The 22,598-nt window shown below is 53.7% G+C and carries 21 protein-coding genes and 3 tRNA genes; 1 reads left to right on the top strand and 23 read right to left on the bottom strand.

Annotated elements, in window-relative coordinates; translation table 11 throughout:
- Positions 1-34: 34 nt before the first annotated feature.
- The 22 genes from SD961_RS09730 to sdhC form a co-directional block, all read right to left on the bottom strand.
- Positions 35-110: transfer RNA gene (locus tag SD961_RS09730), tRNA-Lys, on the bottom strand.
- A 40-nt stretch (positions 111-150) separates the two neighbouring features.
- Positions 151-226, bottom strand: a tRNA-Lys gene (locus SD961_RS09725).
- Between the two features lie 41 nt (positions 227-267).
- A tRNA-Lys gene (locus SD961_RS09720) sits at positions 268-343 on the bottom strand.
- 164 nt (positions 344-507) lie between these two features.
- Positions 508-1,311 (bottom strand): cell division protein CpoB, encoded by an 804-nt coding sequence (gene cpoB, locus SD961_RS09715; RefSeq protein WP_318790157.1) that lies wholly within the window; start codon positions 1,309-1,311, stop codon positions 508-510.
- A 9-nt stretch (positions 1,312-1,320) separates the two neighbouring features.
- Positions 1,321-1,842 carry a peptidoglycan-associated lipoprotein Pal gene (pal, locus tag SD961_RS09710; RefSeq protein WP_306206909.1) on the bottom strand — a complete coding sequence of 174 codons (522 nt, stop codon included), beginning with the start codon at positions 1,840-1,842 and terminating at the stop codon, positions 1,321-1,323.
- A 44-nt stretch (positions 1,843-1,886) separates the two neighbouring features.
- Positions 1,887-3,179: a Tol-Pal system beta propeller repeat protein TolB gene (tolB, locus tag SD961_RS09705; RefSeq protein ID WP_318790156.1), complete on the bottom strand. Its 1,293-nt coding sequence runs from the start codon at positions 3,177-3,179 to the stop codon at positions 1,887-1,889.
- Positions 3,180-3,300: 121 nt separating this feature from the next.
- Positions 3,301-4,572 (bottom strand): cell envelope integrity protein TolA, encoded by a 1,272-nt coding sequence (gene tolA / locus SD961_RS09700; protein ID WP_318790155.1) that lies wholly within the window; start codon positions 4,570-4,572, stop codon positions 3,301-3,303.
- A 29-nt stretch (positions 4,573-4,601) separates the two neighbouring features.
- Positions 4,602-5,033 carry a colicin uptake protein TolR gene (gene tolR / locus SD961_RS09695; protein ID WP_318790154.1) on the bottom strand — a complete coding sequence of 144 codons (432 nt, stop codon included), beginning with the start codon at positions 5,031-5,033 and terminating at the stop codon, positions 4,602-4,604.
- 15 nt (positions 5,034-5,048) lie between these two features.
- A complete protein-coding gene (gene tolQ, locus SD961_RS09690; protein WP_306206917.1) occupies positions 5,049-5,726 on the bottom strand; it encodes a Tol-Pal system protein TolQ in 678 nt (225 codons plus the stop codon).
- Positions 5,727-5,731: 5 nt separating this feature from the next.
- Positions 5,732-6,136, bottom strand: a complete 405-nt coding sequence (gene ybgC, locus SD961_RS09685) for a tol-pal system-associated acyl-CoA thioesterase (protein ID WP_306206918.1) — start codon at positions 6,134-6,136, stop codon at positions 5,732-5,734.
- 216 nt (positions 6,137-6,352) lie between these two features.
- The gene (ybgE, locus tag SD961_RS09680; protein ID WP_318790153.1) at positions 6,353-6,646 is read right to left on the bottom strand and encodes a cyd operon protein YbgE; all 294 of its coding nucleotides are present in this window, start codon (positions 6,644-6,646) and stop codon (positions 6,353-6,355) included.
- Positions 6,646-6,750 carry a cytochrome bd-I oxidase subunit CydX gene (gene cydX / locus SD961_RS09675; RefSeq protein ID WP_318790152.1) on the bottom strand — a complete coding sequence of 35 codons (105 nt, stop codon included), beginning with the start codon at positions 6,748-6,750 and terminating at the stop codon, positions 6,646-6,648. Before cydX ends, ybgE begins: the two co-directional genes overlap by 1 nt.
- A 15-nt stretch (positions 6,751-6,765) precedes the next feature.
- Positions 6,766-7,905, bottom strand: a complete 1,140-nt coding sequence (gene cydB, locus SD961_RS09670; RefSeq protein ID WP_318790151.1) for a cytochrome d ubiquinol oxidase subunit II — start codon at positions 7,903-7,905, stop codon at positions 6,766-6,768.
- A complete protein-coding gene (cydA, locus tag SD961_RS09665) occupies positions 7,902-9,479 on the bottom strand; it encodes a cytochrome ubiquinol oxidase subunit I (protein ID WP_318790150.1) in 1,578 nt (525 codons plus the stop codon). The genes cydB and cydA overlap by 4 nt, the downstream gene beginning before the upstream one ends.
- Positions 9,480-10,012: 533 nt before the next feature.
- Positions 10,013-10,885, bottom strand: coding sequence for a succinate--CoA ligase subunit alpha (gene sucD / locus SD961_RS09660; protein WP_318790149.1), 873 nt, complete (start codon positions 10,883-10,885; stop codon positions 10,013-10,015).
- On the bottom strand, positions 10,885-12,051 hold the full coding sequence (sucC, locus tag SD961_RS09655) for an ADP-forming succinate--CoA ligase subunit beta (protein ID WP_306206930.1): 1,167 nt from the start codon (positions 12,049-12,051) through the stop codon (positions 10,885-10,887). The genes sucD and sucC overlap by 1 nt, the downstream gene beginning before the upstream one ends.
- Positions 12,052-12,157: 106 nt before the next feature.
- Positions 12,158-13,381, bottom strand: coding sequence for a 2-oxoglutarate dehydrogenase complex dihydrolipoyllysine-residue succinyltransferase (gene odhB / locus SD961_RS09650; RefSeq protein WP_318790148.1), 1,224 nt, complete (start codon positions 13,379-13,381; stop codon positions 12,158-12,160).
- A 14-nt stretch (positions 13,382-13,395) separates the two neighbouring features.
- A complete protein-coding gene (gene sucA / locus SD961_RS09645; RefSeq protein ID WP_318790147.1) occupies positions 13,396-16,203 on the bottom strand; it encodes a 2-oxoglutarate dehydrogenase E1 component in 2,808 nt (935 codons plus the stop codon).
- A gap of 264 nt (positions 16,204-16,467) precedes the next feature.
- Positions 16,468-17,184, bottom strand: coding sequence for a succinate dehydrogenase iron-sulfur subunit (locus SD961_RS09640; RefSeq protein ID WP_318790146.1), 717 nt, complete (start codon positions 17,182-17,184; stop codon positions 16,468-16,470).
- 16 nt (positions 17,185-17,200) lie between these two features.
- Positions 17,201-18,967, bottom strand: a complete 1,767-nt coding sequence (sdhA, locus tag SD961_RS09635) for a succinate dehydrogenase flavoprotein subunit (protein WP_318790145.1) — start codon at positions 18,965-18,967, stop codon at positions 17,201-17,203.
- The gene (gene sdhD, locus SD961_RS09630) at positions 18,967-19,314 is read right to left on the bottom strand and encodes a succinate dehydrogenase membrane anchor subunit (protein WP_318790144.1); all 348 of its coding nucleotides are present in this window, start codon (positions 19,312-19,314) and stop codon (positions 18,967-18,969) included. Before sdhD ends, sdhA begins: the two co-directional genes overlap by 1 nt.
- Positions 19,308-19,697 (bottom strand): succinate dehydrogenase cytochrome b556 subunit, encoded by a 390-nt coding sequence (sdhC, locus tag SD961_RS09625; RefSeq protein ID WP_306213222.1) that lies wholly within the window; start codon positions 19,695-19,697, stop codon positions 19,308-19,310. Before sdhC ends, sdhD begins: the two co-directional genes overlap by 7 nt.
- Before the next feature lie 628 nt (positions 19,698-20,325).
- Here sdhC and SD961_RS09620 point away from each other — a divergent pair.
- Positions 20,326-21,606 (top strand): citrate synthase, encoded by a 1,281-nt coding sequence (locus tag SD961_RS09620; protein WP_318790143.1) that lies wholly within the window; start codon positions 20,326-20,328, stop codon positions 21,604-21,606.
- Between the two features lie 197 nt (positions 21,607-21,803).
- On the opposite strand, the gene nei is transcribed toward SD961_RS09620, so the two are convergent.
- Positions 21,804-22,595 carry an endonuclease VIII gene (gene nei, locus SD961_RS09615; RefSeq protein WP_318790142.1) on the bottom strand — a complete coding sequence of 264 codons (792 nt, stop codon included), beginning with the start codon at positions 22,593-22,595 and terminating at the stop codon, positions 21,804-21,806.
- Positions 22,596-22,598 lie beyond the last annotated feature (3 nt).

Genomic DNA, 22,598 nt, shown 5'->3' with positions numbered 1-22,598 from the left:
AGCAAAAAGGCGCCTTTAGGGCGCCTTTTTACATTGGTGGGTCGTGCAGGATTCGAACCTGCGACCAATTGATTAAAAGTCAACTGCTCTACCAACTGAGCTAACGACCCGCATCAAGCGGTTACTGCTTACTACTTACTACTTTTAAAGTGGTGGGTCGTGCAGGATTCGAACCTGCGACCAATTGATTAAAAGTCAACTGCTCTACCAACTGAGCTAACGACCCGCATCGAGCGGTTACTGCTGCACTGCTTACTACTTTAAAAGTGGTGGGTCGTGCAGGATTCGAACCTGCGACCAATTGATTAAAAGTCAACTGCTCTACCAACTGAGCTAACGACCCACTTTTGCGCTGCTAAAACGTTTTAACATATGTCCCGGCAACGGCGGCATATATTACTGATTTACCGATTCAGCGCAACCACTATTTTCAGATAACCTGTTCAACTGACTACCTTTCGTCCGCAAAGACCACAAATAGGACGATATCTGGTCAAAGCGTGACACTTACAGCGCCGCCGCCCGTTTTGCGGCATTTTTCGCTGCATCGGTGTTTGGATAAAGTTTGGACACCTGCTGGTAAACGGCTTTGGCTTTCGCGGTATCGCCCTTTTCCTGCATGATCACCCCAACTTTATATAACGCATCGGGGCTTTTGGGCGACTTCGGGTAGTTCTTGACCACGGTGGCGAAATAATAGGCCGCGTCATCTTTCTTGCCTTTGTTGTAATTCAACTGTCCCAACCAGTAATTGGCGTTAGGCTGATAAGTAGAATCCGGATATTTCTTCACAAAAGCCTGAAAAGCGGCGATGGCCTGCTCGTTCTGTTTCTTTTCCAGAACCAGCGCAACGGCTGCATTATAATCCGTATTGGCATCACCGCTCTGTACAGGCGCCGCAGAGGCTCCTGACGCTGCGCTGTTACCCTGAGCGGCATTATCATCAGCTGCCCCAGCAGAAGCCGCCGCAGCAGCACCAGAAGCGCCCTGAGCGGCTGCACCGCTGCTTAACGTATCAATCTGCTGATAGAGGTTTTTCTGACGCTCCGTGACCTGATTCAGCTGATACTGATTTTCCTGAATCTGTCCACGAAGAGAGTCGATATCGCGCTGTGTGTCGGAGAGCTGTTGCTGAAGTTGCTGAAGAAGTTGCCCCTGAGCATTAGAAATACGCTCAAGAGTCGTGACGCGGTCTTCGACCGAGCCTGAGCCAACGTTACTGATTGACGCCTGGGCATTAGCGGCCCAGGGGGCCGCTACGCCAACCAGTAACGACAGACTCAACAAGTGAAGTCTGAAGTTACTAATCATGTGATTCTCTTAGTATACCAGTACGGCACGACGGTTTTTAGCGTACGCTGATTCGTCATGACCCAGTACAGCTGGCTTCTCTTTACCGTAAGAAACGATAGAGATCTGGTCAGCAGAAACACCTTTGCCCTGCAGGTACATTTTAACAGCAGAAGCACGACGTTCGCCCAGGGCGATGTTGTACTCTGGTGTACCGCGCTCATCCGCATGACCTTCTACGGTCACTTTGTATGATGGGTTGTTACGCAGGAAAGTTGCGTGAGCATCCAGCATCTGAGCAAACTCAGACTGGATATCATATTTGTCCAGGCCGAAGTAAACGATGTTGTTTTTCTGCAGTTCCTGCATCTGCAGGCGAGCCTGCTCGTCAGATGACATGTTACCGCTGTTCATGCCCATGCTGCCGTTTGCAGAGCCGTCGCCCATACCGCTGGTCTGGTCGTTATTGTTATTTTTGTGTGAGCTACAAGCAGCCACTGCGATTACTGGCAGTGCCAGCATTAAGCCTTTCAGCACTTTGTTCAGTTGCATTTCTACAATCCTATTATTGTTTGCCATACATATTTACACATGCATCACAGATACGGCGACCAGGCAGGCGATTTTACCTGTCCATCAGTTGCCGGAAGACGCGCTTTGAACCGCCCATCAGTCGAAACCAACTGCAATATGGATCCCATCCCCTGAGTAGAGCTGTAGATTACCATGGTGCCGTTTGGCGCGAGGCTTGGCGTTTCATCCAGGAACGTGTCCGTTAATTGTTGAACGGCTCCCGTTTCCAGATCCTGTCTGGCGACGTGCTGAGCTCCGCCATTGGAGCTGATCATCACCATTGATTTACCGTCAGAGCTGACATCAGCATCCTGATTCTGAGAACCTTCCCAGGTCAGACGTTGTGGCGTACCGCCAGCAGCACTGATTTTATAGATTTGTGGACGACCCGCCTGATCGGAGGTGTAGGCCAGGCTCTGGCTGTCCGGGAACCAGGTCGGTTCGGTACTGTTGTAACGGCCATCGGTCAGCTGACGAATTTGACCAGAACCCAGGTCCATAACATAGAGATTCAGGCTGCCCGTTTTTGATAAAGCGAAGGCCAGCTTGGTCCCGTCAGGTGAGAAGGAAGGCGCACCGTTGTGACGCGGGAAGGAAGCAACCTGGCGGATTGCGCCGTTCGCCAGCGTCTGAATAACCAGCGCCGATTTACCGCTTTCAAAGGTCACATAAGCCAGCTTGCTGCCATCTTTAGACCAGGTTGGAGACATCAGCGGCTGCGGTGAACGGTGAACGGTATTCTGGTTGTAGCCATCGTAGTCCGAAACACGCAGTTCATACGGGAACTGGCCGCCGTTGGTCTGCACAACGTAGGCGATACGGGTGCGGAACGCGCCCTTAATGCCGGTCAGCTTCTCAAAGGCTTCGTCGCTGGCGGTATGGCCCGCATAGCGCAACCACTGTTTGGTTACCTTGTACTGGTTCTGCGCCAGGACAGCACCCGGATTACCCGAGGTGTCTACCAGCTGGTAAGAAACCAGATAGCTGCCATCGGCGCCAGGCTGAACCTGACCCACAACCACTGCATCAATACCTAACGCGGTCCATGCAGCGGGCTGCACTTCAGCGGCAGTAGTCGGCTGCTGTGGCAGACGGGAACGATCCAGCGGGTTAAATTTACCACTGTTGCGCAGATCCGCCGCAACGATACCGCCGATATCTTCAGGTGCGGCACCAGGGCCATTCCATTTAAACGGCACAACCCCGATAGGACGCGCGGTGTTCACGCCCTGCGTAATTTCAATACGGACTTCTGCATGCGCCACGGCGACAAACAGCAGTAAAAAACTTAGTGCTACACGAAATGCCTGCTTCATCTTTTCTCCCTTACCTGAACGCGATGTCCACGATAAATAGCAGTGTTCCAGCGAATCAATAGTGCATTTATAGAGTACGGCATGTTGACCTTAGTTCAACCTGCCGGATGTTACCGAATTCTTAAGGCTTGAATATCAGCGTGGCTTCTTTAACCGCCTGATAAACATCAGCGCTGGGCGGTTTTGGGATCCGCGCCATCCGGGCTGCGTTAATCGCTGCCTGACACAAGGCCGGATCGCCCCCTACCTGAACAGCCGAGATTAACAAGCCATCTGGGGCCAGTTTGATGCGAACATCACAGGTTCGGCCTTTGAAGGTATCCGAATCATAAAACTTGCTTTGAATCGCGCCCTGCACCTGCCCCAGGTAGCTGTCAATGGCAGCCCCCGAAGCACCCGCTTTTTTCTGATTCCCCTGCCCTGCTGCACCACCACCGGCTTTGCCCTGCTTAGGCGCATTTTTGCCCGAGCTGAGCCCACCCAGTAAATCGTCAACATCGCTGGTTTCTTTAGCGGCCTCTGCTGCCGCTTTTTTCTTCGCGTCGGCTGCGGCCTTCGCTTTGGCGGCGGCATCGGCTTTCGCTTTTGCTGCAGCGTCTGCTTTGGCTTTCGCCTCTTCAGCCGTTTTTGCCTTCGCTTCTTTAGCGGCTGTTTCTTTTGCTTCCTGAGCGGCTTTCGCCTCTTCGGCAGCCTTGGCCTTTGCCTCTGCTGTGGCTTTCGCCTTCGCATCTGCGGCAGCTTTTACCTTCGCCGCCTCGGCAGCGGCCTGCTTCGCTTCAGAATCAGCCTGCTTTTTCGCTTCCGCAGCAACTTTTTTAGCCTCTGCTTCCGCTTTTTTCTGGGCATCCGCCGCAGCCTGTTTCGCTTCAGCTTCCGCTTTCTTCTGCGCTTCTGCCGCAGATTTAGCCTGAGCATCCGCCAGGGCTTTGGCATCAGCTTTCGCTTTGGCCGCCGCTGTTTCAGCCTGCTTCTGCTCCTGCTGAGCCTGTTTCGCCGCCTCCTGCGCCTTTTTCTGCTCTGCTGCCTGCTCGGCGGCCTGCTGCTTCGCATCCTGCTGCGCCTGCAGACGCTCTTTTTCTATCTCTTTCAGCCGCTGCTGTTCAGCGGCCTGCTTCTGCTGAAGCTCTTCGGCCTGCTGCTGAGCCTGCTTTTTACGCTGCTGCTCGGCGCGTTTGCTGTCGCTCTGCTGGTTCTGCTGCCGATTGTATTGATCAACGATCGCGCCAGGATCGACCATGACGGCATCGATATCGCCACCGCCACCGCCGCTGCTGGCGTCGATGTGTTCGTCAAACGAGCTCCAGATCAGTAACCCAATCAATACAATATGCAGGATCACTGAAAAGATGATGGCGCGTTTTAACTTATCGTCTTGCTCGGTTGCCTTCGACACTCTCGGTTCCCAAAAACGGTTCGAATGAATTAAATCGGCTGCGTCATTAATCCAACAGACTTAACGCCTGCCTGATGCAGCAAGTTCAGCGCCTTGATGATCTCATCGTAAGGCACCTCTTTAGCCCCGCCGATCAGGAACACGGTCTTCGGATTCGCCTCTATACGGCGCTGAGCTTCGGCCACCACCTGTTCAGGCGGCAGCTGCTCCATCCGGTCGTGATCGACCACCAGGCTGTACTGCCCAACGCCCGCCACTTCTACAATCACAGGCGGATTATCGTCGCTGGAGACAGTTTTTGAATCTGTTGCATCCGGCAGATCCACTTCCACGCTCTGGGTGATGATCGGTGCGGTTGCCATGAAAATCAGCAGCAGCACCAGCAACACGTCAAGCAGGGGAACAATGTTGATCTCGGACTTCATGTCACGGCGTCCGCCGCGACCACGCCTTCTGGCCATGCGTAACCTCAGCTCTTACTTGGTGTTCTCGCTGGAGAACGCCTGACGATGCAGAATAGCCGTGAACTCTTCCATAAAGTTATCGTAATTCTGTTCCAGCTTATTGACCCGCTGATTCAGGCGGTTATAAGCCATAACGGCAGGGATCGCCGCGAAAAGACCAATCGCCGTGGCAATCAGCGCTTCCGCAATACCTGGCGCTACCATCTGCAGCGTAGCCTGCTTCACCGCGCCCAGCGCGATAAAGGCGTGCATGATGCCCCAGACGGTGCCAAACAGTCCGATATAGGGACTGATAGAGCCAACGGTGCCCAGGAAAGGAATATGGTTTTCCAACGCTTCCAGCTCACGGTTCATAGAGATGCGCATAGCGCGCGTTGCGCCCTCCACGACCGCTTCCGGCGCGTGGTTATTGGCCCGATGCAGGCGAGCAAACTCTTTAAAGCCTGCATAGAAAATTTGTTCAGAGCCACCCAGCTCATCGCGGCGCGCCTGACTTTCCTGATACAAACGCGACAGTTCGATACCGGACCAGAACTTGTCTTCAAAGGCATCAGCATCGCGCCCGGCGGCATTCAGGATGCGCGAACGTTGAATAATGATTGCCCATGAGGCGATAGAAAAACCAATCAAAATCAACATGATAAGTTTGACCAGAAGGCTCGCCTTCAGGAACAAATCAAGAATGTTCATGTCAGTCACTGCTTGAACTCCGCGACAATAGACTTGGGAAGCGCAATGGGCTTCATTAGATGTGGATTGATGCAGGCGATCAGCACTTCCGCTTCATTCAGCGTCCGTCCTTCTGCATTCACAATTCGTTGTGCGAAAGTCATCGTCGTTCTGGTCATGCTGAGCACCTCACACTGCACCTCAAGTAGATCGTCAAGGCGAGCAGCCGCAAGGTAATCGACCGTGATCCGACGCACGACAAACGCGACCTGCTGTTCCAGCAGAGCCTGTTGGTTGAAATGGTGCTGGCGCAGCATTTCAGTTCGTGCCCGTTCATAAAAAGCGACATAGCTGGCGTGGTAAACCACACCACCGGCATCGGTATCTTCGTAATAGACACGGACCGGCCATCGAAACAGCGTTGTACTCACTCTACATCCCGGTAATGCTTTTTAAACGTTGCTACTATACGCAAGAGCATACACCTTTGGAATGGGTTGCCAGAGGGGAAAGAAAATAATTATCTTTTGGAAACAAACCAGCGGGATTAAGGATAATTCTTAGACGTTTATTGACAAAAAACCACGCTAAAACAGGTTTCCGTTGGCATTAAAGCGCGGGCGGAGAACCCCCCTGCCCGCGCTGAGTCAGAAAAAGAAAAATAACAGGCCAGCAATAAGTACACACCAGGCAGGAAGCGGCGAGAAAAATAGTTGCCAGCGCAGGTATCGGGGACGAAAGCCCACACCGTGGATCACCCCAGTACATACCGCCCACATCATCAGAAAACCCTGCCAGATCGCCAGCGAACTGCTGTTTGCCGCAAACCGTGTCGGGTCCCAGAATATGCATCCTGCCAGCAGTAGTGCCATCAGCAAGGAGAGCGCCCTCAACGGGCGCTTATCCATCCACTGATAAAGGCGAGCTATGCCCTGCCCCATCAGGGTTTCCCTTCGCTCTCTTCAATATGCTCGATAGCCAGCGCCGTAATAACGCCAAATGCACAGGCCAGTAAGGTGCCAAGGATCCAGGCAAAATACCACATTGTTCAGCTCCTCAATTAATAGAGAGAATGGGTGTTGGTTTCAATCTGCTCTCTGGTCAGGCGACCGAACATCTTGTAGTAACACCAGGTTGTGTAAGCCAGAATAAGGGGCACAAAAATAATGGCCGCCACGGTCATGATTTTCAGCGTCAGCAGGCTGGAGGTGGTATCCCACATCGTCAGGCTGACGTTTGGCACCGTACTGGATGGCATAATGAACGGAAACATCGCCACGCCAGCGGTAAGGATCACGCAGGCCAGTGTCAGCGAGGAGAAGAGAAATGCCCATGCGCCCTTTTCCAGCCGCGAACAGAGAATAGTCAGCAGAGGCAGTACCGCGCCCAGTACCGGAATAGCCCACAGCACCGGGTTCTGGTTGAAGTTAACCAGCCAGGCGCCCGCTTCGCGTGTCACCACTTTGCCCAATGGGTTAGATGCCGCATTGTGGTCCAGCACGGTGTTCACTACGTAACCCTCAATGCCGTTCACTACCCAAACACCCGCCAGCACGAAACAGACCAGCATTACCAGTGCGGAGATTTGCGCCGCAGTGCGTGAACGCACGTGGAGTTCACCCACCGTACGCATCTGAAGATATGTCGCACCTTGCGTGAGAATCATAGTAAGGCTGACAATGCCCGCCAGCAGCGCAAAAGGATTCAGCAGCTGGAAAAAATTACCGGTATAGAACAGGCGTAAATACTCATCCATATGGAACGGCACGCCCTGTAGCAGGTTGCCAAACGCCACGCCGATTACCAGCGGCGGCACAAAGCTGCCGATGAAGATGGCCCAGTCCCACATCCTGCGCCAGCGCACATCTTCAATTTTAGAGCGATAGTCGAAGCCAATGGGACGGAAGAAGAGTGAAGCCAGCACCAGGATCATCGCCACATAGAAGCCGGAGAACGCGGCGGCATACACCGTAGGCCAGGCGGCAAACAGCGCCCCACCGGCGGTGATGAGCCAGACCTGGTTACCATCCCAGTGCGGCGCAATACTGTTAATCATGATGCGGCGGTCGGTATCCGTCCGTCCCAGGATGCGGCTTAGCATCCCTACGCCCATATCAAAGCCGTCCGCCACGGCAAACCCGATTAGCAGAACGCCAATCAGAACCCACCAGACAAAACGCAACAGTTCATAAGTGATCATGAAAGGGCTCCTTTCTGCACGTTATGGGCAGCAGATTGTTCATAATGGTATTTTCCGGTTTTCAGGCTGCTTGGCCCCAGGCGCGCAAATTTGAACATCAGATACATCTCGGCGACCAGGAACAGCGTGTAAAGCCCGCAAATCAGGAGCATCGAAAACAGCACATCCCCTGGCGTCAGCGAGGAGTTCGCCACCGCCGTCGGTAACACTTCACCTATCGCCCAGGGCTGGCGACCGTACTCCGCGACAAACCAGCCGGATTCGATAGCGATCCACGGCAGAGGAATGCCATACAGGGCGCATTTGAGCAGAAAGGTGCTTTTTCCAATGCGGTTGCGGACAACGGTCCAGAACGAGCAGCCGATAATCAGCAGCATCAGCACGCCCGCTCCCACCATAATGCGGAAAGAGAAATAGAGCGGTGCCACGCGTGGAATCGAGTCTTTGGTCGCCTGTTTGATCTGCGCTTCGCTGGCATCAGCCACGTTTGGCGTATAGCGCTTCAGCAGCAGCCCATAACCGAGATCTTTTTTCACCTCGTTGAATTGGTTACGCAACGCAGGATCTTTGTTACCGGCACGCAGTTGCTCCAGCAGGCTGTATGCTTTCATCCCGTTACGGATACGTACTTCATGCTGACCCATCAGCTCTTTCAGGCCGGTGACCTGCTTATCCACCGATCGGGTGGCAATCAGCCCCAGCGCCCAGGGTATTTGGATGGCGTAGTTATTTTGCTGTGCTTCCTGGTCCGGAAGGCCAAACAGCGTAAAGGCCGCCGGTGCCGGTTGGGTTTCCCATTCAGCTTCAATCGCTGCCAGCTTGGTTTTTTGTACATCGCCAATCTCGTAACCAGACTCATCGCCCAGTACGATCACAGAGAGAATCGCCGCCATGCCGAAGCTGGCCGCAATGGCAAAAGAGCGTTTGGCAAACGCCATATCACGCCCGCGCAGCAGGTAGTAAGAACTGATCCCCAGAATGAACATCGCGCCGCAGGTGTAGCCCGCCGCCACGGTATGCACGAACTTCACCTGTGCCACCGGATTCAGCACCAGCTCAGAGAAGCTGACCATTTCCATACGCATGGTTTCGAAGTTGAACTCTGAGGCTACCGGATTCTGCATCCAGCCATTCGCCACCAGGATCCAGAGTGCAGAGAGGTTAGACCCCAGCGCCACCAGCCAGGTCACCGCCATATGTTGCACTTTGCCCAGGCGATCCCAGCCAAAGAAGAACAGGCCAACAAAGGTAGACTCCAGGAAGAACGCCATCAGGCCTTCGATGGCGAGCGGTGCGCCAAAGATATCTCCCACATAGTGGGAGTAATAAGACCAGTTTGTTCCGAACTGAAACTCCATGGTCAGCCCGGTGGCCACGCCCAGCGCAAAGTTAATTCCAAATAACTTGCCCCAGAATTTGGTCATATCCTTATAAATTTGCTTGCCAGAAAGCACATAGACCGTTTCCATGATCGCTAATAAAAACGCCAGACCCAGCGTTAGCGGGACAAACAGGAAATGGTACATAGCCGTCAGAGCAAACTGCAGGCGCGACAGTTCGACAATATCCAACATTTTTGACTCCTTTCTCCTCACTTGAGGGGGATGACACAATAAGAGCGGCCCTGGGCCGGGAACGGGGCACTGTTTTTTTAATAAATGCTGTTCACGGCAGCGCTAATTAAGCGATCGATAAGATCGAATTAAACGCTAATATTTAACAATTAAGTTAAATAAGGTCGACATAATGGAAATGCCCAACGCTACCCTTTTACCCGGTTGAAAAATAAAAAATTTGTAGCTACATCCGTTTTAGCTACGCAGATCAAATTCGTTCTTAACAGGGATGAGACGGTAGTATTGATGCAGCACAATTTAATCGAAAAACGCTTTTTATAGCCAGTGATAACAATTGATATATATCGCTATTTCTTGATCTGAATTAAAGCTTCGTGGGTTGGCAATATGGTAGGGAGGCTTAATTGTTAATACGTTGTATTAATTTATTAAAAGAATGGAATATAAAAATAAAACCAGATGTTGACTTTTAACCGACAAAAAAAAGGCCACCCGTCGGTGGCCAGTATGCTCTGTTGTCAGCAGCAGGTTTACTGTGGCAGAACAGCCTTCACGGCTTCGCCAATGTCAGCGAGGCTGCGAACGGTTTTCACGCCAGCGGCTTCAAGCGCAGCAAACTTGTCGTCTGCCGTGCCTTTTCCGCCTGCGATAATTGCGCCTGCGTGACCCATACGCTTGCCTTTCGGCGCGGTCACACCGGCAATGTAGCCCACCACAGGCTTGGTGACATGCTCTTTAATAAAGGCCGCGGCCTCTTCTTCGGCACTGCCACCGATCTCACCGATCATCACGATCGCTTCGGTCTGCGGATCATCCTGGAACAGTTTCAGGATATCGATAAAGTTAGAGCCAGGGATCGGGTCGCCACCAATACCCACGCAGGTAGACTGGCCGTAACCGATATCTGTAGTCTGCTTAACGGCTTCATAGGTCAGCGTACCGGAACGGGAAACGATACCGATACGGCCTGGCTGATGAATATGGCCAGGCATAATGCCGATTTTGCACTCGCCTGGGGTGATCACACCCGGACAGTTCGGGCCAATCATCCGCACGCCAGCTTCATCCAGCTTCACCTTCACGGTCAGCATATCCAGAGTCGGGATGCCTTCAGTGATGGTGATGATCAGCTTGATACCAGCATCGATAGCTTCCAGAATGCCATCTTTGCAGAACGGCGCAGGAACGTAGATAACCGAGGCGGTAGCGCCGGTAGCTTCAACCGCTTCACGAACGGTATTGAACACCGGCAGACCCAGGTGCTCGGTACCGCCTTTGCCTGGCGTTACACCGCCAACCAGCTGCGTACCATAGGCAAGCGCCTGCTCGGAGTGGAAAGTTCCCTGGCCACCGGTGAAGCCCTGGCAGATTACTTTGGTGTTCTTATCAATCAAAATGGACATTATTTCCCCTCCGCTGCAGCAACAACGCGCTGCGCCGCGTCACTCAGGCTGGTTGCTGCAATGATGTTTAATCCGCTGTCGGCCAGTTTCTGGGCGCCCAGCTCGGCGTTGTTCCCTTCAAGACGCACCACCACCGGTACGTTAACACCCACTTCTGCTACCGCGCCGATGATGCCATCCGCAATCAGGTCGCAGCGTACGATGCCGCCGAAGATGTTCACAAATACTGCTTTCACCGCGTCGTCAGACAGGATGATTTTGAAAGCTTCAGTCACGCGCTCTTTGGTTGCGCCGCCGCCAACGTCCAGGAAGTTAGCTGGCTGGCCGCCGCTCAGTTTTACGATGTCCATGGTGCCCATCGCCAGACCTGCGCCGTTAACCATACAACCGATGTTGCCTTCCAGCGCCACGTAGTTCAGTTCCCATTGCGCAGCATGCGCTTCACGGGAGTCTTCCTGGCTTGGATCGCGCATTTCACGCAGCTCTGGCTGACGGAACAGGGCATTGCCATCGGCACCCAGTTTTCCATCCAGGCAGATCAGATCGCCCTGAGTGGTGATCACCAACGGGTTGATCTCAACCAACGCCAGATCGCGCTCCAGGAACAGATTCGCCAGACCCATAAAGATCTTGGTGAACTGGCCAACCTGCTTACCGGTCAGGCCAAGTTTGAACGCCAGCTCACGGCCCTGATAAGGCTGAGGACCCGTCAGCGGATCCAGCGCCATTTTGTGGATCAGATGCGGGGTCTCTTCCGCAACTTTTTCAATTTCCACGCCGCCTTCAGTTGAAGCCATAAACACTACGCGACGGGATGCGCGATCTACCACAGCACCCAGGTAGAGTTCTTTATCGATATCGGTAGCGGCTTCAACCAGAATCTGGTTGACCGGCTGGCCGTGCGCATCAGTCTGATAGGTGGTCAGGCGTTTGCCCAACCAGTGCTCGGCGAAAGCACGGATCTCTTCCTTGCTCTTCACCACTTTCACACCGCCCGCTTTGCCGCGGCCTCCGGCATGAACCTGACATTTCACTACCCACGGACCGGCGCCAATCTTCGAGGCGGCTTCTTCAGCTTCACGTGGTGTGGTGCAGGCATAACCGGTGGGTGCCGGTAAACCATACCGTGCAAACAGCTGTTTTGCCTGATATTCGTGTAAGTTCATGATGTTCTATCCATTCAGGTCGGAAAAATCCTGGCCGAATCTGGCGTCTGCCAGCGTGTCGGCCACACAGTAGGTTGGGTGCAGCCGGAGCCGCACCCGACAGGAATTAAACGTCCAGCAACAGCCTTGACGGATCTTCCAGCAGATCTTTAATCGCCACCAGATAGCTGACGGACTCTTTGCCGTCGATCAGGCGGTGATCGTAAGAGAGGGCCAGATACATCATCGGCTGAATAACCACCTGACCATTAACGGCCATCGGGCGGTCTTTAATCGCATGCATCCCGAGGATCGCGCTCTGCGGCGGGTTGATGATCGGGGTGGACATCAGCGATCCGAACACGCCGCCATTGGTGATGGTGAAGTTACCGCCGGTCAGCTCTTCAACGGTGAGTTTGCCATCGCGGCCTTTTACTGCCAGCTCTTTGATTTTCTTCTCAATGTCAGCCATGCCCAGCGCATCAACATCTTTCAGAACCGGCGTCACCAGTCCACGTGGCGTGGAAACAGCGATGCTGACATCAAAGTAATTGTGGTAAACCACATCTTCGCCATCGATAGAAGCATTCACTTCCGGGAAGCGTTTCAGCGCCTCAACTACCGCTTTCAGGTAGAAGGACATGAAGCCCAGACGCACGCCGTGACGTTTCTCGAACGCTTCGCCGTACTGTTTACGCAGGTTCATGATCGGCTGCATGTTGACTTCGTTAAACGTAGTCAGCATAGCGGTGCTGTTTTTCGCTTCCAGCAGACGCTCGGCAATGCGCTTACGCAGGCGGGTCATTGGCACACGCTTCTCGCTGCGGCCAGCCAGAGCTGGTGCTGGAGAAGCTGCCGCAGGCGCTTTGCTTTCGGCTGCTTTCGCTTCTGGTTTCTGAGCCAGATGCTTTTCCACATCTTCACGGGTCAGACGACCGCCCACACCGGTGCCTTTGATAGCGGCCGGGTCCAGGCTGTGCTCAGCGATCAGACGGCGAATGGCCGGGCTGAGGGCATCGTTGCTCTCTTCTTCAAGCGAAGCGCTCTGACGCTGTGCTGGCGTAGAGTCGTTGGTTTCCGCTTTAGCAGAACTCTCTTTACCGCCGCTGTTGCCCTCTTTCAGACGACCCAGCGCCTGACGAGAGGTCACCGTGGCGCCTTCATCTTCCAGAATAGCCTCCAGCACACCATCCGCTGACGCAGGCACTTCCAGTATCACTTTATCGGTTTCGATCTCGACCAGCACTTCGTCACGCTGGACGGTATCGCCCGGTTTTTTATGCCAGGTGGCCACAGTGGCATCGGCTACAGATTCAGGCAGGTCGGGAACGAGAATATCTACGCTACTCATTATTGATCCTTTAATTAATTAACGTTCAGCGCGTCATTTACCAGGTCTTGCTGCTGCTGCTGGTGAACGGACATATAGCCAACTGCCGGCGAAGCGGAGGCGGGACGGCCGGCGTAACGTAATGAAGCTCCGAAAGGCACCACTTCACGGAAATGGTGCTGACTGCAGTACCATGCGCCCTGGTTAAGCGGCTCTTCCTGGCACCAGACAAAATCATGCACATGCGAATATTGCTGTAATTTATCCTGTACCGCCTTGTGCGGGAACGGATACAGCTGTTCGATACGCACAATCGCGACATCGGTTTGCTCGTTTTTGCGGCGTTTTTCCAGCAGGTCGTAATAGACTTTGCCGGAGCACAGCACAACACGCTTCACGCCTTTCGGGTCGAGATCGTCGATCTCACCAATGGCAGGCTGGAAGCCGCCGCTAGCCAGCTCTTCCAGCGAAGAGATTGCCAGCGGATGACGCAGCAGCGATTTCGGTGACATCACCACCAGCGGACGGCGCATACCGCGCAGCGCCTGACGGCGAAGCATGTGGTAAACCTGAGCCGGAGTGGAAGGTACGCAAACCTGCATATTCTGCTCGGCGCAGAGCTGCAGATAACGTTCCAGACGCGCGGAGGAGTGCTCCGGTCCCTGCCCTTCGTAGCCGTGAGGCAGCAGCATTACCAGGCCACACATACGGCCCCATTTCTGCTCGCCAGAGCTGATGAACTGGTCGATAACCACCTGAGCGCCGTTGGCGAAGTCACCGAACTGCGCTTCCCAGATAGTCAGCGTGCGCGGCTCTGCGGTGGCATAACCATATTCAAAGGCCAGTACCGCTTCTTCAGAGAGCACGGAATCCCAGACCTTAAAGGTGCCTTGCCCATTATGGACGTGCATCAGTGGGGTATAAGTAGAGCCGTTAGCCTGATTATGGATCACCGCGTGTCGGTGGAAGAAGGTGCCGCGGCCCATATCTTCACCGGAGAGACGGCAGGGAATGCCCTCATCAACCAGCGTGGCGTAAGCAAGATTCTCCGCTGCGCCCCAGTCGAAGGGTTTGTTACCCGCCGCCATTTCGGCACGATCGTTGTAGATTTTCGCCACGCGGGACTGCATTTCGATCGCTTCAGGCACCGTACTGATACGCTTAGCCAGCTCCTGCAACCGCTTCAGGTCCAGGGTGGAAGGATAGCTTTCATCCCAGTCGTGATTCAGATAAGGCGACCAGGTGAAAGAGTGCAGGCTCATCGGACGCCATTCTGGCACCACACATTCGCCCGCATCCAGCGCGTCACGGTACAGGTTGACCATTTCCGTGGCATCTTCCAGGCTGGTAATCTGCTCGCTTTCCAGACGGTCGGCATAAAGCTTACGCGGCGTCGGGTGTTTTTTGATTTTCTGATACATCACCGGCTGAGTCGCACTTGGCTCATCCGCTTCGTTATGGCCATGACGGCGATAACAGACCAGGTCAATAAAGACGTCGCGTTTAAAGGTGTTACGGAAATCCAACGCCAGGCGGGTGACAAAAGCTACCGCTTCCGGGTCGTCAGCATTTACGTGGAAAATAGGTGCCAGCACCATTTTACCGATATCGGTACAGTACTGCGTGGAGCGGGCATCTTTAGGATTGGAGGTGGTGAAACCAATCTGGTTGTTGATCACGATGCGAACGGTGCCGCCCACTTCGTAACCCCGTGCCTGCGACATGTTCAGCGTTTCCTGAACCACGCCCTGGCCGGTAACTGCGGCATCACCGTGAATAGTAATAGGCAGAACTTTGTTGCTGCTCGGCTCATCCAGACGATCCAGACGTGCACGCACAGAGCCCATGACAACCGGACTGACAATCTCAAGGTGAGATGGGTTAAACGCCAGCGCCAGGTGCACCATGCCGCCTTCGGTTTCCACGTCAGAAGAGAAGCCCATATGGTACTTCACGTCGCCCGTGCCGAGGTGTTCTTTATGCTTACCTGCAAATTCGTCGAACAGATCCTGCGGCTTTTTGCCCAGAACGTTAATTAAAACGTTCAGGCGGCCACGGTGAGCCATGCCCAATACCACTTCACGCGTTCCGCTTTTGCCCGCATGACGGATCATTTCATTCAGCATCGGCACCAGCGCATCGCCGCCTTCCAGCGAGAAGCGCTTGGCACCAGGGAATTTCGCGCCCAGGTAGCGTTCCAGCCCTTCGGCTGCGGTCAGCTGCTTCAGGAAGCCTTTTTTCTCGTCAGTGGAGAAAGAAGCCTGCCCGGCCACCGATTCAATGCGCTGCTGGATCCAGCGTTTCTCTTCGGTGTTGGTGATGTGCATATACTCAGCACCGATCGATCCGCAGTAGGTCTGCTTCAGCAGGGCGTAGAGATCCGCCAGCTTCATGGTGTCTTTGCCGAAAGCAAAAGAGCCCACGTTGAAGGTTTCCTGGAAATCCGCTTCGGTCAGATCGTGGAAAGCGGGATCGAGATCCGGCACCGATTCCTGTTGCCACAGGCCTAACGGATCGAGGTTAGCCAGCTGATGTCCACGGAAACGGAAGGCGTTGATCAGCTGAAGCACCTTAACCTGTTTGGCATTGGTATCGGGATCGCTTACGGATGAGGTATAGCGAGTGGCATCTTTCGCCAGACGGCGGAAGTACTCGCGGGTGCTCGAGTGAAATTGTTCAGGTCTAACCCCAGCACCTGGAAGCTGCTGAAACAGCGATTTCCAGGCAACGTCAACAGAGTCAGGATCGGTTAGAAAGTCCTCATAGAGCTGCTCTATGTAGGTCTGGTTCGCGCCGGCCAGCCAGGAGGAGTCTAGCCAGGGTTTCATCGCGCTGTTCTGCATTGTGATCCCTTAAGCATTGTGTGCTTTATTTCGCCGTGATTATTTAATGGAACATCTCTGCTCCGCGCCGCGTAAGCGGCTTCCCTCGGCTGAGTTCCGCAAAAGATGCGGGACGCAGCCTGAAAGTTCATCGATACGAGCGCTGTGCGCGACTGCTGGCGCCCGGGCCCGTAAGGGAACCTTGCCAAGCCGACCTGAAGATAAGCTTGGCAGGGTTTCCTGGTAAAATAACCGGGAACCTGGCGGTTCCCGGAAGAGAAGCCCTCAGGCGCCTCTTTGCAGCAGCATCGACTTAATGTGGCCGATAGCACGCGTGGGGTTTAGCCCTTTAGGGCATACGCTCACACAGTTCATAATGCTATGACACCGGAATACGCTGAAAGCATCGTCCAGATTATCCAGACGCGCATTCGTTTCGGTATCACGACTGTCGATCAGGAAACGGTAAGCCGCCAGCAAACCAGCCGGTCCGATAAACTTGTCCGGATTCCACCAGAAAGAAGGACAGGAAGTTGAGCAACACGCACAGAGAATACACTCATACAGGCCGTCCAGTTTTTCACGCTGTTCCGGCGCCTGTAAATGTTCGCGGGCAGGGGGATTTTCCCCATTATTCAACAGGTAAGGCTTAATCTTCTCATACTGAGTGTAGAATTGCCCCATGTCTACTACCAAATCGCGGATCACTGGCAGACCAGGTAGCGGACGAATCACAATTTTTTTACTGCCGCCGCCCAGTGCAGAAACAGGCGTGATACAGGCCAGCCCATTTTTGCCGTTCATGTTAATGCCGTCGGAGCCACAAACACCTTCACGGCAGGAGCGACGGAACCCCAGCGTTGGGTCCTTCTCCTTCAGGCGAATAAGGGCATCCAGCACCATCATGTCGCGGCCCTCTTCCGACTCCAGGCTGTATTCCTGCATGCGAGGGGCGTCATCCACATCCGGGTTATAACGATAAATAGAAAATTCGAGTCTCATCGCTTATCTCCGCAAACTAGTAAGTACGTGCTTTCGGTGGGAATGCCGCGCGCAGTTTCGGCTGCATGTTCACCTCACGGCGGGTCATGCTTTCGCTCTGCGGCAGGTAGACGCTGTGGCACAGCCAGTTTGCATCATCACGTTCCGGGTAATCAAAGCGGCTGTGTGCGCCACGGCTCTCGGTACGGAAGTTTGCTGCAACCGCAGTGGCGTAGGCCGTTTCCATCAGGTTATCCAGCTCCAGGCACTCAATACGCTGGGTATTGAAGTCGCTTGAACGGTCATCCAGACGGGCGCTTTTCAGGCGCTCGCGCAGCACTTTCAGCTCTTCCAGTCCTTTCGCCATCGCATCACCTTCACGGAACACCGAGAAGTTGTTTTGCATGCAGGTCTGCAGGGATTTACGCAGCTCAGCAGGATCTTCACCGGTGGTGTTATTGTTCCAGCGGTTCATGCGCGCCAGTGATGCCTCAATCTCTTCTTCTGTGGCGTCCGCCAGCTCGCCCTGCTCTTTAATTGACTCTTGCAGATGCAGGCCAGCCGCACGGCCAAACACCACCAGATCCAGCAACGAGTTACCGCCAAGACGGTTAGAGCCGTGTACGGATACGCAGGCGATTTCGCCTACGGCAAACAGACCCGGAACAACCGTATCTTCACCCTGCTCGTTCACCGTCAGCGCCTGACCGGTTACTCTGGTAGGGATGCCGCCCATCATGTAATGACAGGTAGGGATAACCGGGATCGGTTCTTTCACCGGATCGACGTGAGCAAAGGTCCGTGAAAGCTCCAGGATACCCGGCAGACGCGCTTCCAGCACTTCATGGCCCAGGTGGTCCAGCTTCAGTTTGATATGGGGACCCCACGGCCCTTCGCAGCCGCGACCTTCACGGATCTCAATCATCATCGAACGCGCTACCACGTCACGACCGGCCAGGTCTTTGGCGTTAGGCGCATAACGTTCCATAAAACGTTCGCCATGCTTATTCAGCAGATAACCGCCCTCACCACGACACCCTTCTGTGACCAGTACGCCCGCACCGGCGATACCGGTTGGGTGGAACTGCCACATCTCCATATCCTGCACTGGCACGCCGGCGCGCAGCGCCATGCCTACGCCGTCACCGGTATTAATGTGAGCATTGGTGGTGGACTGATAGATACGTCCTGCGCCACCGGTCGCCAGTACCGTTGCGCGGGCTTTGAAATAGACCACTTCGCCATCTTCAATATTCAGCGCGGTACAGCCCACAATGGCACCGTCAGCATTTTTCACCAGATCCAGCGCATACCATTCGGAGAAAATAGTGGTTTTGTTTTTCAGGTTCTGCTGATAGAGGGTGTGCAGCAGGGCGTGGCCGGTACGGTCAGCCGCAGCCGCAGTACGGGCAGCCTGCTCACCGCCGAAGTTTTTTGACTGGCCGCCAAACGGGCGCTGATAGATGCGACCATCTTCCAGACGGGAGAAAGGCAGGCCCATGTGCTCCAGCTCCAGAATCGCTTCCGGCCCGGTTTTACACATATATTCAATGGCGTCCTGGTCACCGATGTAATCGGAGCCTTTCACCGTGTCGTACATATGCCATTCCCAGTTGTCTTCATGGGTATTACCCAGCGCAACAGTGATCCCACCCTGCGCAGAAACTGTATGGGAACGGGTAGGGAAAACTTTTGATAACAGAGCACAGCTCTGGCCCGATTGGGAAATTTGCAGCGCGGCACGCATGCCTGCACCACCAGCGCCGATTACAACGGCATCAAACTCTCTGACTGGCAAATTCATTACGCACCCCACACTACGACAGTTCCATAAATTGCATAGACCAACACCACTACGATCACCAGCAGCTGCAGCACCAGGCGCATCGCAACTGATTTCATATAGTCCGTCAGTACCTGCCACATCCCAACCCAGCCATGCACCAGGATGCAGAGCAGCGTCAGAAGGGTGAACACTTTCGTAACGGAGGAGGCAAAGAAGCCGTGCCAGATCTCATAAGTCAGCGTGTCTGACATCACAACAAAACCAAGGATATAGAGCACATACAGCGTCATGATAATCGCCGATGCGCGCAGCAGCAGCCAGTCATGAACGCCGTTGCGACCCAGTGCAGAAGCGTTGCTTACCATACGAGGACTCCCGCCAGAATTGAAAGCACGACAGTGATACCAAAACAGATTTGCGCAGAGCGCGTTCCGATCTGCAGCGTTTCACCCAAATAACCGAAATCCATTAACATATGGCGTACGCCACCGACGATGTGATACGCCAGTGCGGTTAAAATGCCCCACATAATGAATTTGACAATAAAACTGTCCATAACGGCAGCGGCTTGCAGAAAGCCTTCGGGTGAAGAGAGTGACAGGCCCAGTAACCAGAGCAATATGCCAACGGCCACAAAAGTGATCACGCCAGATATGCGATAGAGAATAGACGCTATTGCAGTAACGGGAAACCGGATCGTTGAGAGATCCAAGTTGACAGGTCTTTGTTTTTTCACGGTTTTGCCCACACAGCCTTTCTTATTTTGCTTCCTCCGGGCCTGAAGGTGAAAGCCGATCACGGGTGTGGTCAGACTCTGCACAGGCACCAAAACAGCAACATCCAGTGTTAATTAAAGCGGTAAAACGCTGGGTGGCTCCTGGTGTCAGGGTATTCCGGAGACCTGGCCGAAGTATAGGGGGTTCACAAACTCATTACAATTCCCCTACAAACTTCTTGGGCATATTTAGGTGGAACAGTGATCGCACTCACATTTTTCACAATTAATACAAATTTAATTATCTGATTTGACAAAACTTCAACATTCCTGTTACAAACGGACGATTGAAAGTTCTATGATGCGTAAAAGTTATGGGGCTACACTTTCCCCTAAGCACAAGTTATGTAACATTGAAGATATAGTCACAAAAAGTATCAGGTAACGGTTACCAACAAGTTACGACCAGACCGGATCTTTAACAACCGCGAAACGCAGTAGTGTTGTGCCCACTTGGCCTGCGCATACGCCCCGTCACTCTGTACCCTGCACGCTAAAAAGATGCCACAGAGTCGATATTTTGCCGTTGTGACGCAGGCGCGGACACAATGCGCTTTTCAGGTGTCAAAGATCTATAGACAAGGCGCAAAGGAGACAGTAAATGGCTGATAAAAAAGCAACGCTAACCCTACCAGGCGAAGCTCCTATTGAACTTGATGTGCTGCAAGGCACGTTGGGCCAGGATGAAATAGACGTCCGCACCCTTGGAGCCAAGGGGTATTTCACCTTTGATCCAGGCTTCACTTCTACTGCGTCCTGCGAGTCCAAAATCACCTATATTGATGGTGATGAAGGCATTTTGCTGCACCGTGGTTACCCTATCGATCAACTTGCCGTGCACTCCAACTATCTGGAAGTGTGCTACATCCTGCTGAACGGCGAAGCGCCAACCAAAGAGCAGTTTGAAGAATTTAAAACCATCGTCACCCGTCATACCATGATCCACGAGCAGATCCATCATCTGTTCCGCGGTTTCCGTCGTGACTCGCATCCGATGGCTGTGATGTGCGGTGTGACCGGTGCGCTGGCAGCATTTTACCATGACGCCATGGACGTGAACATTGAGCGCCACCGTGAAATTGCCGCGTTCCGTCTGCTGTCAAAAATGCCGACCGTGGCCGCAATGTGCTACAAATATTCCATTGGTCAGCCGTTTGTATATCCACGTAATGACCTCTCCTATGCCGGTAATTTCCTGCATATGATGTTCTCCACTCCGTGTGAAGAGTACGTGGTGAACCCGATTCTGGAACGTGCGATGGATCGTATTCTGATCCTGCATGCGGACCATGAGCAGAATGCTTCCACCTCTACCGTGCGTACCGCAGGTTCTTCTGGCGCTAACCCGTTTGCCTGTATCGCTGCGGGGATCGCTTCCCTGTGGGGACCGGCGCACGGCGGTGCCAATGAAGCCACCCTGCGTATGCTGGAAGAGATCAGCACCGTTGAACACATTCCTGAATTTGTGAAGCGTGCGAAGGATAAGAATGACTCGTTCCGTCTGATGGGCTTTGGTCACCGTGTTTATAAAAACCATGACCCACGCGCCACCGTGATGCGTGAAACCTGTCATGAAGTGCTGAACGAGTTAGGCATGAAGGACGATCTGCTGGAAGTAGCGATGCAGTTGGAAGATATTGCTCTGAACGATCCCTACTTTATCGAACGTAAGCTTTACCCTAACGTCGACTTCTACTCCGGCATTATTCTGAAAGCGATGGGCATCCCCTCTTCCATGTTTACGGTGATCTTCGCAATGGCGCGCACTGTAGGCTGGATTGCACACTGGAAAGAGATGCACGATGACGGCATTAAAATTGCCCGTCCTCGCCAGCTTTATACCGGCTACGACAAGCGTGATTTCACTTCCAAAACTCAGTGACAATCGCTGCTCTTAATGGAAAAGCGCCGCTTCTGCGGCGCTTTTTTTATGGGCTGAACCAGAACCATCCCGAGTGATAAATCCGCATCTTCGCAACTGAAGCCGCAGAAAGGCACTAAAAGCGGAGGGATTAGCAACCAGAAAAAGACATTCAAATGTTAAAAATCATCACATAAAGCGGGATGCCAGAACGTCTCTCAAAGCTGGCAGCCAGGGCACCAGTAAAAGGGTCGGGATGAGAGCGTCGTTTTCTCAATTATGCCGCCGCAACGTTCGCACTTCTCTCCTGCCCGGTGAAAAACCCGGAAGCGGAACAGTGCGCCATGATGCTGATTCTCCTTACTTACGCCCCGCGTATGATAGGAAAGCCGTGGCAGCGCTAACAGCGCTTCAGCCAGCAGATCAAGCTGCTCGCTGGAAAGATCCTGCGCCCGATGCTGCGGTGCCAGCCCAGCCTGCCAGAGGATCTCCACCCGAAGATAGTTACCCAAACCAGCCAGAAAAGCCTGATCCAGCAGCAGCGCGCTGAACTGCCGACGGCGGAAACGAGCCGAGAGCAACCGCTCCTTTACGGCTTCGTTGGTCAGCGTCATATCCAGCACGTCCGGCCCAACCCGCAGCAGAAATGGGTGAGCCGCCAGCGTATCCCGATCCAGCAGCTCGATCTCTGATGCGCTGTAAAGCAGGATGGTTTTATCCTCTGCCGCCAGGCGAACACGCAGAATACGGCTGGTAGCGGGTTCAGATCCGCTTTTCACTACCCGCCAGACACCGTACAGCTGGTTATGGCTGTAGAGCGTCATGCCGTTAGAGAAGTGGGTCAGCATCGCTTTGCCGCGCGTTTCAATCGCCTCTACCCGCTCACCTACCAGCGCTGGTTCGTACGTTTTCATCTGCGGAAAGGCAAACCAGACGTCGGTCAGGGTTTTCCCTCTGATCGCTTTTTCCAGTTTGTCCGCCGCGCGGCGAATTTCAGGTCCTTCTGGCATAAT

It is taken from the genome of Erwinia sp. MMLR14_017 (assembly GCF_033657285.1).
Classification (GTDB): Bacteria; Pseudomonadota; Gammaproteobacteria; order Enterobacterales; family Enterobacteriaceae; genus Erwinia.
Note: the sequence above shows the minus strand (reverse complement) of the source record. Positions and strands in the feature narration are given on the sequence as shown.

What these genes read in the sequence shown, in the direction of transcription:
- SD961_RS09640 (WP_318790146.1), bottom strand. Translation starts at nt 17,184, where the DNA reads ATGAGACTCGAATTTTCTATTTATCGTTATAACCCGGATGTGGATGAC.
- sucA (WP_318790147.1), bottom strand. Translation starts at nt 16,203, where the DNA reads ATGCAGAACAGCGCGATGAAACCCTGGCTAGACTCCTCCTGGCTGGCC.
- tolB (WP_318790156.1), bottom strand. Translation starts at nt 3,179, where the DNA reads ATGAAGCAGGCATTTCGTGTAGCACTAAGTTTTTTACTGCTGTTTGTC.
- cydX (WP_318790152.1), bottom strand. Translation starts at nt 6,750, where the DNA reads ATGTGGTATTTTGCCTGGATCCTTGGCACCTTACTGGCCTGTGCATTT.
- sucD (WP_318790149.1), bottom strand. Translation starts at nt 10,885, where the DNA reads ATGTCCATTTTGATTGATAAGAACACCAAAGTAATCTGCCAGGGCTTC.
- tolQ (WP_306206917.1), bottom strand. Translation starts at nt 5,726, where the DNA reads ATGAACATTCTTGATTTGTTCCTGAAGGCGAGCCTTCTGGTCAAACTT.
- sdhD (WP_318790144.1), bottom strand. Translation starts at nt 19,314, where the DNA reads ATGGTAAGCAACGCTTCTGCACTGGGTCGCAACGGCGTTCATGACTGG.
- tolR (WP_318790154.1), bottom strand. Translation starts at nt 5,033, where the DNA reads ATGGCCAGAAGGCGTGGTCGCGGCGGACGCCGTGACATGAAGTCCGAG.
- cydA (WP_318790150.1), bottom strand. Translation starts at nt 9,479, where the DNA reads ATGTTGGATATTGTCGAACTGTCGCGCCTGCAGTTTGCTCTGACGGCT.
- cydB (WP_318790151.1), bottom strand. Translation starts at nt 7,905, where the DNA reads ATGATCACTTATGAACTGTTGCGTTTTGTCTGGTGGGTTCTGATTGGC.
- pal (WP_306206909.1), bottom strand. Translation starts at nt 1,842, where the DNA reads ATGCAACTGAACAAAGTGCTGAAAGGCTTAATGCTGGCACTGCCAGTA.
- ybgE (WP_318790153.1), bottom strand. Translation starts at nt 6,646, where the DNA reads ATGGGGCAGGGCATAGCTCGCCTTTATCAGTGGATGGATAAGCGCCCG.
- cpoB (WP_318790157.1), bottom strand. Translation starts at nt 1,311, where the DNA reads ATGATTAGTAACTTCAGACTTCACTTGTTGAGTCTGTCGTTACTGGTT.
- odhB (WP_318790148.1), bottom strand. Translation starts at nt 13,381, where the DNA reads ATGAGTAGCGTAGATATTCTCGTTCCCGACCTGCCTGAATCTGTAGCC.
- sucC (WP_306206930.1), bottom strand. Translation starts at nt 12,051, where the DNA reads ATGAACTTACACGAATATCAGGCAAAACAGCTGTTTGCACGGTATGGT.
- sdhA (WP_318790145.1), bottom strand. Translation starts at nt 18,967, where the DNA reads ATGAATTTGCCAGTCAGAGAGTTTGATGCCGTTGTAATCGGCGCTGGT.
- nei (WP_318790142.1), bottom strand. Translation starts at nt 22,595, where the DNA reads ATGCCAGAAGGACCTGAAATTCGCCGCGCGGCGGACAAACTGGAAAAA.
- SD961_RS09620 (WP_318790143.1), top strand. Translation starts at nt 20,326, where the DNA reads ATGGCTGATAAAAAAGCAACGCTAACCCTACCAGGCGAAGCTCCTATT.